The sequence below is a fragment of the Flavobacterium sp. genome, from assembly GCF_028712645.1.
Classification (GTDB): domain Bacteria; phylum Bacteroidota; class Bacteroidia; order Flavobacteriales; family Flavobacteriaceae; genus Flavobacterium.
On the sequence record NZ_JAQTPQ010000128.1, the window covers coordinates 1 to 10,410 of the forward strand.

At 32.1% G+C, this 10,410-nt stretch carries 7 protein-coding genes and 1 other RNA gene; 4 read left to right on the forward strand and 4 right to left on the reverse strand.

Features of this window, described 5'->3' with window-relative positions; translation table 11 throughout:
* Nucleotides 1–3,444, reverse strand: a 3,444-nt coding sequence (locus PHC28_RS10815) for a SprB repeat-containing protein (protein ID WP_300099968.1), incomplete at its 3' end; no start/stop codon positions are given.
* Nucleotides 3,445–3,474: 30 nt separating this feature from the next.
* A complete protein-coding gene (locus PHC28_RS10820; RefSeq protein WP_300099971.1) occupies nucleotides 3,475–4,062 on the reverse strand; it encodes a hypothetical protein in 588 nt (195 codons plus the stop codon).
* 573 nt (nucleotides 4,063–4,635) lie between these two features.
* Here PHC28_RS10820 and PHC28_RS10825 point away from each other — a divergent pair.
* Genes PHC28_RS10825 through PHC28_RS10835 form a run of 3 tightly spaced genes read left to right on the forward strand, consistent with a single transcriptional unit; the run spans nucleotide 4,636 to nucleotide 8,144 of the window.
* Nucleotides 4,636–5,127 (forward strand): histidine phosphatase family protein, encoded by a 492-nt coding sequence (locus PHC28_RS10825; RefSeq protein WP_300099974.1) that lies wholly within the window; start codon nucleotides 4,636–4,638, stop codon nucleotides 5,125–5,127.
* Complete coding sequence (gene ppk1 / locus PHC28_RS10830; protein WP_300099978.1) at nucleotides 5,127–7,193, forward strand: polyphosphate kinase 1; 2,067 nt, start codon at nucleotides 5,127–5,129, stop codon at nucleotides 7,191–7,193. The genes PHC28_RS10825 and ppk1 overlap by 1 nt, the downstream gene beginning before the upstream one ends.
* A gap of 60 nt (nucleotides 7,194–7,253) precedes the next feature.
* Nucleotides 7,254–8,144, forward strand: coding sequence for an exopolyphosphatase (locus PHC28_RS10835; RefSeq protein ID WP_300099981.1), 891 nt, complete (start codon nucleotides 7,254–7,256; stop codon nucleotides 8,142–8,144).
* 135 nt (nucleotides 8,145–8,279) lie between these two features.
* Here the strand turns inward: PHC28_RS10835 and PHC28_RS10840 are convergent, their stop codons facing one another.
* Nucleotides 8,280–8,618, reverse strand: coding sequence for a DNA polymerase III (locus tag PHC28_RS10840; protein WP_300099984.1), 339 nt, complete (start codon nucleotides 8,616–8,618; stop codon nucleotides 8,280–8,282).
* A gap of 317 nt (nucleotides 8,619–8,935) precedes the next feature.
* Nucleotides 8,936–10,021: a DNA polymerase III subunit gamma/tau gene (gene dnaX / locus PHC28_RS10845; protein WP_300099987.1), complete on the reverse strand. Its 1,086-nt coding sequence runs from the start codon at nucleotides 10,019–10,021 to the stop codon at nucleotides 8,936–8,938.
* 154 nt (nucleotides 10,022–10,175) lie between these two features.
* On the opposite strand from dnaX, the gene rnpB reads away from it, so the two are divergent.
* Nucleotides 10,176–10,410, forward strand: an RNA gene (gene rnpB / locus PHC28_RS10850) — RNase P RNA component class A; the annotation flags it as partial.

Below are 10,410 nucleotides of genomic sequence, written 5' to 3' on the forward strand. Positions count from 1 at the left end.
ATCTACGCCTTCCACAGTAATGTCACCATTACAATTATCGGTCGCAGTTAATGAAGTCATCGCAGGCACTTCCGAAGCACAAGCTACATTTAGAGTAGCAGGATTTTCAGGAGCTAGAGGAGCTACATCATCAATCACGTTTATCGTTTGAGTTGTAGAAGAAGTATTGCCACAAGCATCAGTGAAAGTCCAAGTTCTAGTTACAGAATAAGAGCCAGCACAATTTCCTGGAGTTGTAACATCATTAAAAGTTACTATGGGGCTAGGGTCAATATTGTCTGTAGCACTAGCTTGAGTGAACAAAGGTGTTGCAGGACAATCAATAGTTGTAACATCAGGTAATTGACTTATTGTTGGAGGAGTATTATCTCCATCAATTATAGTTGCATCTACAGTAGTAGAACAACCATTATTATCAGTAATAGTGAAAGTCTGCAATCCAGCACTCAATCCAGTTTGAGCAGGAGTGATAAGATAAGGAGCAGTTCCACCGGCAGGAGTAATAACAGCCGAACCAGAAGCATCACCGAAACAAGACACATTAGTTTGTGAAGTCACAGTTGCAGACAAAGCAGCCGCAGGTTGAGTTATAGTTGTAGATAACTGTACAGACATACAACTTTTACTATCCGATACAGTTACTACATATACTCCAGATTCAATATTTGTTAAGTCTTCAGTTAATGCACCGTATGGATTTCCATCTTTTGTCCAAACATAAGTATAAGGAGCAACACCACCAGTTGTATTAATGTCAATACTACCTGTTGAAGCACCGTAACATAAAACATCCGTTTTATTTTGTAAGCTAACGGAAGGGTTTCCATTTACAGTAACTACAATTGCTTTTTTAGGTCCAATACAACTTCCTGATGCTGCTTCAGCTACATAATAGGTTGTTTGTCCAATAGTAGTAGTTGAAGGAGTTATGGATAATTGTGCAGTTCCATTAAGCGAGGTAAAATAGTATAAAGTATAGCTTGGATTAGTAGCTGTAGCAGTTAGTGGTAATGCTGTAGATCCTTGACAATATTCTATAGATGGAGTCGTGTCAGGCATCGTTATAACATTTGTTACTTTAATTTTGAATGGGAAATAACAACCATCATCTGCACCAGGTGGAATTGCATAATAATTTATAGAACTCTCAGTTACAGGAAACGGATTAGAAATCGTATATTGTATAGATGTATTTGTTACAGGATATTCGTCATAAAATAGTGAACCAGGGGGAAAACCATCACTAATATCAGTTATTGGAATAGTTTGATTTGAAGTACAAAAAACAAATTCTCTTGAATTAGGAGTGTCGGCACAGTTATTTGTGACATATGAGGCAGAATTAATACCTATTAAAAGGGGGTTTAAAATTGGATCACCAACACAGCCTCCGTCAGAAGAGTATCCAATAAAGAAAGGTTTGTTACTAAAATTTACACCAGTAATGACTCCAGAACCACTTATCAGCCCTGAAATGGAAGTGTTTTGATTACACAATGAATTTTTTAAAATTGAACAATCTTCAGTTATTTTTATTTTAAATGATAAAGTTGCTAAAACATCATTTGGGTTTGCTGGTAATGGTAATGTTCCTAAATCATAGACAATTGACCCTTTTGGACCTAGAGATGGATCGAAGTAATAATTATTAGGAGAAGGCAACGGTAAAAAATATACATTTTTAACTAAACTAGCATTAACATAATCAGCAGTATAAGGTATTGGAATTACAAATTTTGTATTGTTTACTGCTTCTGTTCCATTATTTTTGATGTCCACTTTAAGATCTATTATATCTCCAGGTTGAGTAGTAATTGAATTACTATTAACAGGAATATTGTTTACAGATACTGGTGAAACTACTGCATCTACGACAGGGATATATGCATCAACAGACATTGCAATGGCAAATATTGAATACGTATCTCCACTTGTTCCATATTGAAAATTAGTTGATGTTTGATTGTTTCCGATTACTGACTTATCACTATTAGGAACATTAAACATACTAATGTCTATACCTGTATTATTAACTAAATTTGGGTTTCTATAACTTCCTCCTGTTTCAATAGATGAATTGAAGAAGTTTGTAGTTGAGTTTCCGGAATGACTTAAATCTAAATAATTACTAGTATTTAACTTTTGAATTTTAAAATAATCACCAGTAAAAGACACATCCCCTTCACTAGCCATAAGACCTAATTTTACTCCTACATCACCTGATTGTACTGTGTTGAAACCTGAAACTGGTAAAGCGATAGCCGAATTATTTGAAGCTTGAACATAGGCATAACCGTCAAATATTGTAACATCCCTATACTTCATTTTGGCATTTTCATATACTACAATCATCCCCCAGCCACCTGAGTATCCAGTTCCTCCAGGATTCCCCTCTAATAAGGCTATATCCGCAGCAAAATATTCTCCAACTTTATTAGCTTTCACATAATCTGTGATTTCAATATAAGCTGAATAAATATTATCATCACTTCCTGATGGGTAATAAATATCGGTTGCATTTGCTGTAAAAGTGGTATAAGTAGATGAAAGAGGACCTTTTAATGAAATTTTTCTTTTGTCAAATGTTTTAGAAATTTGAATTGTTTCTGGTACTATATCTATATAAGAGATATCAACATAAGCACTTGTAGGTGAAGCCGAATCTGAATTTTTACCATTTCTTCGAAGTCTGTTGAGTGTAAGGGTATAATTTGAATCAGAAAATATTACATATGATGTATTGAGGTATGCGTCTTTATCATCAATACTGCTTGTAGATACACTAGTTTCAGCACCACCATTTATTGATTTAAATAGTGTTTCATTACCATTATTATAATTATAAATAAATTTTACATTAGGATTCCCCGAAACTGATGAAGCAAAATTGTAAGTAATTATTTTATTATTATTTGATCCAGAACTGGTAATTGTAAGAGTATAATTGGTGTGCACAATAGTACTAGTACTGTTGTAAATTCTAGCATTCGATAATGTGGCTGGAACTGAAATATTATTTCCAGTAGGAATATTTTTTGTTTCAGTAAAAGTATTACTTGCAGAAGATTTTCCAGTCCAATACAATCCAGCGTAAATAATTTTTGAGCATTCAGGTGATGCGCCATTTTCAGTCGAAAAAGCCAAGGTTGAAGACGATGAGTTCCAAGTATTTGAATCTCCATCAATATCAACATATTGCATATTTTGACCATTATTGTTGGTTGTAGGAGAATAATTTTGAGGGGTAAGGTTCGTGTTACCTAACATTGTAAAGTCTCCTTTTACATTATAAATCTTTTTTGTTGGAGTATATTGAGAAGTCCTTTGGGTAAATGATTTTTTTACTTGTGCTTCAGCGGTATACATATTACCAATAAAAATCGCAATTAGTAGAACTAGATATTGCAGTTTGTAATTTATCGTTTTAAAGTATATATTCTTCATAGTGATTTGTTTTATTTGTCAGTGGTAAACTTATTCTCCTTTTTCAATTTTATAAAAAATAGTATATTGTTCATCATAGTTGATAAACATTTTTGCAATGGTTTGCCCTGTAGTGTCTATATTTGAAACGATATAGATATATTTCAATTTATAAAAATCTGAAAACACAGCTAAATCAATTTTTGAGTTCAAATCAGTTGTGTTGCGGATATTGATAATCACAATTTCAATATTATTTTTCAATAGATTTGCACTAGATATTCCATTCAAAGAATCAATATCAGTATAAAGATTTTTAGGATTTTCTCCAAACGTTTTCACTCCTCCTGAATTGAAATAAACAGAAGATTGTAGTTTAGATACTAAATTTTCAATATTCTGAGAATTAGAAAAACTAGAATTAGAGTTTTGTTCAATTGTTTTCAAAGAAGATATATAAGCATTCACCTCTAAAACTTGTGGAATTATTGTATTAGAACTTTGTGCAGAAACAAATAGGCCAAAAAGCGAAAATATTGAAATAAATATTATTCTTTTTGTATCCATAAAAAGTGGATTTTGAATCGAAATATAATTGATTAAGGTATCAACAATTAGATTTGTTGCATTTTTTTTCATAATATCAATTTAAATTAATTTGAGTTAGTTGGCATTTTATACAGCTAAACTAATAACTATGTCATTAATTAGTGTTTTTTTTCTTTAAACAACCCAAAAACTCGTTGAAACGTCATTTTTTTTCAAAACAATCATTTTTTAGTAGTCTATTTTTATTTACTATTTTAATTTTTTAGCAGTTTTAATTTGGCTAAATAGTGTTTAATAAACTTTTTTTTAATTAAATAAGTCATTTTTTTTAAATCCAAATTTATATATTTATTTTAATATCTTTTTAAAAAAAACATCGATTAAGTGCAAATTTAATAGATAAAATACATTTATTTTATTATTTATAGGTATTATATTACATATTTGTAATATTTTTTTTAAGATTTATTGACAAACATTAAATCAATCTTTCTGAAAAATGGCAGAATTTTGTATTTTTTTGTTGAATATAAATTTAACTAGTTATACTATTTAGATGATTTTTATAACAATTAAGTGGTTTATTATAAAATATTTTGTAATTTGTAATGTTCAAAATGACGAGGAGATTTGACGCTAAATAAATAACAAATATTCCCATATATGAAAAATCTAATACTCATTAGGCACGCAAAATCTAGTTGGGAAGCACCTTTAAAAGATATTGATAGGCCATTAGAACAAAGAGGAATAATTGATGCGCATCTTGTTGCAGTAAATTGCGCCAATTTTCTTCCTTCAACCTATGTAATCTGGACAAGTCCAGCAAAAAGAACTTTAGAAACATCACTAATCTTTGCCCAAAATATTTTATATCCAATTGAAAGCATCATTATTAAAGAAGAACTATATACTTTTGATGAAAATCAACTAGAAAAAGTTATTAAATCATGCAATAATATATTCGAAAGTGTTATTCTTTTTGGACATAATGGTGCAATTACGAATTTTGTTAATAAATTTGGAGACATTTTCATTGATAATGTTCCCACATCTGGTTTTGTGTCAATAGAATTTGATACTGATAGTTGGGAAAAAATTAAAAATGGTAAAATCAAAAAAACAATATTTCCAAAAAAATTAATAAAATCATAGTGCATAAATATAAATATATAGATCGAGAAAAAAGTTGGTTAACCTTTAATGCAAGAGTACTTCAAGAAGCAGCTGATGATTCAGTTCCATTACTAGATAGGTTGCGTTTTTTGGGGATTTTTTCTAATAATTTAGACGAATTTTTCAGAGTGCGATTTGCAGCAATCAGACGATTAAGTTTATCTGGAATATCTGGCGAAAAATTGTTAGGAGGAATTTCTGCTCACCAATTATTAAAAGATATTATCGAAATTGTTATTCAACAACAATCCGAAAGCTTACGAATATTAAGCATTATTGAAAAAAAATTAGAAACTGAGAACATATTCATTGTACACGAAAATGATATTTCTGAAGAGCAGGAAGTTTTTCTAAAAGACTTTTTTATACAAAAGTTGAGTCCTGAATTAGTAACGATTATCTTGAATGACCTTGCTGAATTCCCAATTTTAAAAGATTCAATTGGCTATTTGGCAATTAAATTAGTAATGAAAAAAGATTCGGAAATTCGATATGCAATGATTGAAATTCCAAAGACGATTAATCGTTTCGTAGTATTACCTTCTACAGACAATAAACAGTATGTAATTCTAATCGACGATGTCATTCGTCACAACTTAAGTAGCATTTTTAATATTTTTGATTATGAAAGCGTTTCAGCTCATATGATAAAAATTACTCGCGATGCTCAATTAGATATAGACAGTGATTTGAGTAAAAGTATGCTCGAAAAAATTGCAACAAGTGTCAAGGATAGGCGAATTGGTGAGCCTGTTCGTTTTATTTATGACCAACTAATAGAAAAAGATACCCTCAATTTTTTTCTGGAAAAAATGCATATATTTTCTACGGATAGTATTATTCCTGGAGGTAGATATCACAATAGACGTGATTATATGAATTTTCCAGATCTTGGAAGATTTGATTTATTATATAAAACAAATGTTCCGTTGCCAATAACAGGATTAAGCCTCGAAGGAAGTATCTTGGAAAAAATTAGTAAGAAGGATTATTTGCTAAATGCACCTTACCAATCCTTTTCTTATCTGACTAAGTTTTTGCGAGAGGCAGCATTAGACCCAAAAGTTACTTCGATTAAAATTACTTTATATCGTTTGGCCAAAAATTCACAAATCATAAGTTCGCTTATTAATGCTGCAAAAAACGGAAAAAAAGTAATCGTCCAAATCGAATTGCAAGCTCGTTTTGATGAAGCTTCAAATATTTCGTATGCCGAACAAATGCAAACCGAAGGTATCGAACTTATTTTTGGAATTAAAGGATTAAAAGTTCACAGTAAAGTTTGTGTTATCGAAAGAATAGAAGAGGGGAAAATGAAGCGTTATGGCTTTATTTCGACAGGAAATTTTAACGAAGTAACGGCAAAAGTTTATACTGATGTTACCCTTTTTACAAGTCACCAACAAATTCTTAAGGATATTTCAAAGATTTTCGAATTCTTCGAAATTAATTATCGATTATACCGTTACAAACATCTTATCGTTTCACCACATTATACGCGTTCTCGATTTTATAAACTAATCGATAGAGAAATCACAAATTCCCTTGAAGGAAAAGAAGCTTTCATAAAATTGAAAATGAATAGTTTGTCTGATTTTGATATGATTGACAAATTATATGAGGCTAGTAATGTAGGAGTGAAAATACAACTTGAAGTAAGAGGAATATGCTCATTAATTCCTGGTGTTCCTGGAATGAGCGAAAATATTGAAGCCATAAGTATAGTAGATAATTACTTGGAACATACTAGAATTTATATTTTTTGTAATGCTGGAAATACTGATGTTTACATTTCGTCAGCTGATTTTATGACCAGAAATCTCGACGGAAGAGTCGAAGTAACTTGCCCAATTTATGACAAAGAAATAAAAAATGAACTGATTGATAATTTTAATTTGGGTTGGAAAGGAAACGTAAAAGCTCGCATCCATTCTGAAAAATTGGATAATAAGTATAGGCCGAGAAATCATCAGCCAATTTTCAGAGCACAATTAGAAACCTATAAGTATTATCAGAATAAGGCAGATAAGTTGAGAAATTTATAAAATAGTAATAATAACAATTTGCCAATTGTCTCAAAATAATAGTAGAGGATTACCTAAAATATGATTAGAATAAAAAAATATGCCGCGATCGATATTGGTTCAAATGCTATGCGTTTGTTGATTACTAATATCGTCGAGCAAGATGGAAAAGAAGCTCAATTTAACAAAAACGCCTTAGTCCGAGTTCCAATTCGTTTGGGGCAAGATTCTTTTACTGTTGGAGAAATTTCCCAAGAAAATATTGAAAGAATGATCGATGCTATGAAAGCATTTCGTCTTTTAATGAAAGTACACAAAGTCGAAAAATACCTAGCTTTTGCCACATCAGCAATGCGAGAAGCTAATAATGCTTATGAGGTTGTTGATATAATTAATAGAGAAGCTGATATTAAAATTGAGGTAATTGATGGTAAAAAAGAAGCGATAATTATAGCATCAACAGATTTGCATCACTTATTAAAATCCGACAAAACCTATTTATATATGGATGTTGGTGGTGGAAGTACTGAATTTTCACTTTTTTCTAACGGGAAAATTATTATTTCAAAATCATTCAAAGCAGGAACGGTTCGACTGTTAAACGAAATGGTAAGTGATGTTGTTTGGCAAGAAATGGAAAATTGGATTAAATTAAATACTCAAGGCTATGACGAAGTTACACTCATAGGTTCTGGAGGAAATATCAATAAATTGTTCAAAATGTCTGGTAAAATCCAAAACAAACCTTTGTCATTTATTTATTTGAATTCACAATACACATTGTTAAACTCACTTACTTATGAGCAAAGAATTTCCGAATTAGGTTTGAATCCCGATCGTGCCGATGTAATTATTCCAGCAACACAAATCTATCTCAACGCAATGAAATGGAGTGGAGCTAGAAATATTTATGTGCCAAAAATTGGACTTTCAGATGGAATTGTAAAAGCAATGTATTATGGGAAGATATAGTTTAGTAGATAATAACTCTGAAAGTATTAAATAATTATACCACAGATTCGCAGATTTTTTTAAAAATTAACTAAAAAATCTGCGAATCTGCGGTATTTTTTTTAAAATAAAAGTAAGTAGGAATAAGTACAGAGATTAAATATCCAAATCAAAAGTTTTTTTCAACAACTCTAAATTAGGGTTTATTTCGTTCAATCTATTGTATTTGTCCAAAGCCGTGAAAGCAAATTTATTCTCGACTTTTTCATTTACAACAACTTCAATTACAATATCGTGATTGTGAAGTTTTCCTCTCAAATAGCCAAGTAGTTCAATTTTTTCAGTCTCAAAATCTATCTTGGAACCATCGTTAGGAAGTTCGTGAATAATTGTAGTACCTTTTAATTTTGGGTCGCTTATCAACAAAAGTGATTCCATTATTTTGTGCCCTTTGTCTCCCAAACGTTGTGCATATTTATTCCATTGTAACAACATTTCAGTTTCATTAAAAGCTTGCGTTGGAAGATGTACTTCTTCTTTTACAAGTCCTTTGGTACTTTCCAGTAATTCTTTTTTGGCACGAATACTCGAAATAGAGAAAGCTGAAACTTTAGGTTCCGTTATTGAAGGGTTTGTAGTTTCTGGTTTATAGTTTGCTTCGCTTGTTCGAACATAACTCTCGGGTGTAGTTTCAGTAGGAACAACTACATCAGAATTTTTAATTTCAACTTGAATTTTTTCTTTGCCATTAATATTGACATTTCCTTTTTCAACAATTGAATAATTGGTTCTCCTAAAATAAGTGGGAGGAATTATAAATTGTTCAACTTTTTTTTTTCTCCATCAAAGGTGATGGAGGCTAATTGCATCAAGCAAAGTTCAACAAGCAGTCGCTGGTTTTGGCTCACTTTGTATTTCAAATCGCAGTCATTGGCAATTTCGATTCCTTTCAACAAGAATTCTTGTGATGCTTTTTGACATTGAATGGCGTACAGTTTTTGGGCTTGTTCACCCACTTCCAACAAGGATAAAGTAGAAGGAGTTTTCGAAACCAATAAATCTCGGAAATGCGATGCCAATCCAGAAACAAAATGATGGGCGTCAAATCCTTTGGAAAGAATATCGTTGAATGCCACCAATAATTCCGGGATTTTGTTTTCCAAAATTAAATCGGTTACCGTGATATAGGTTTCATAATCCAGCACATTCAAGTTTTCGGTTACAGCTTGACGTGTCAAATTACTACCACAATAAGAAACTACTCGGTCAAAAATAGACAAAGCATCACGCATCGCACCATCGGCCTTTTGGGCAATAATGTGCAAAGCGTCATCTTCAAAATTTACGCCTTGACTTGTCGCCACTTCAGCAAGATGTTCCTTGGCATCTTTTACGGTAATTCTTTTGAAATCAAATATCTGGCAACGAGAAAGTATCGTCGGAATAATTTTGTGTTTTTCGGTCGTGGCCAAGATGAAAATGGCGTGTTTTGGCGGTTCTTCCAATGTTTTCAAGAAAGCGTTAAAAGCAGCCGAAGACAACATGTGCACCTCGTCAATAATATAAACCTTGTATTGTCCAGTTTGTGGCGGAATCCGAACTTGGTCAATCAAATTCCTGATATCATCCACCGAGTTGTTCGAAGCCGCATCCAATTCGAAAACATTGAAAGCAAAATCCTCATTTGGGTCGTCATAACCAGGTTGATTAATTTTTCGGGCAAGAATTCTCGCGCAAGTCGTTTTTCCAACACCACGAGGACCTGTAAACAATAGGGCAGAAGCAAGGTGATTGCTTTCTATGGCGTGTAACAAAGTGCTGGTAATCGCCTTTTGTCCCACAACATCATTAAATGTTTGCGGACGATATTTACGAGCCGATACTACAAATTGTTCCATAGAATTTTATTGGTTAGCAAATATAGATTTTATAAAATCAAATTAAAAATTAAAAATTAAAAATTAAAAGACAATTTTGATAGTTAGAAAAATCTGCAATCTAAAATCTGCAATCTAAAATCTGCAATCTAAACTCTAAAATCCTTACTTTTGCACCGCAGACCGCCTTATCGCCACGCTTATGGCGTGGAGGAAAGTCCGGACACCACAGAGAAGCATAGCGGGTAACGCCCGTCGGTTCGAGCAATCGGATTAGGACAAGTGCAACAGAAAGCAGGTACAGGTAATGCTGTAGTGAAACCAGGTAAACTCTATGCGGTGAAATTTCAAGTATATCGGCATTTAAGGGTTTCTCGCCCGTTGTCGAAGGGTAGAAAGATGGAGCACGC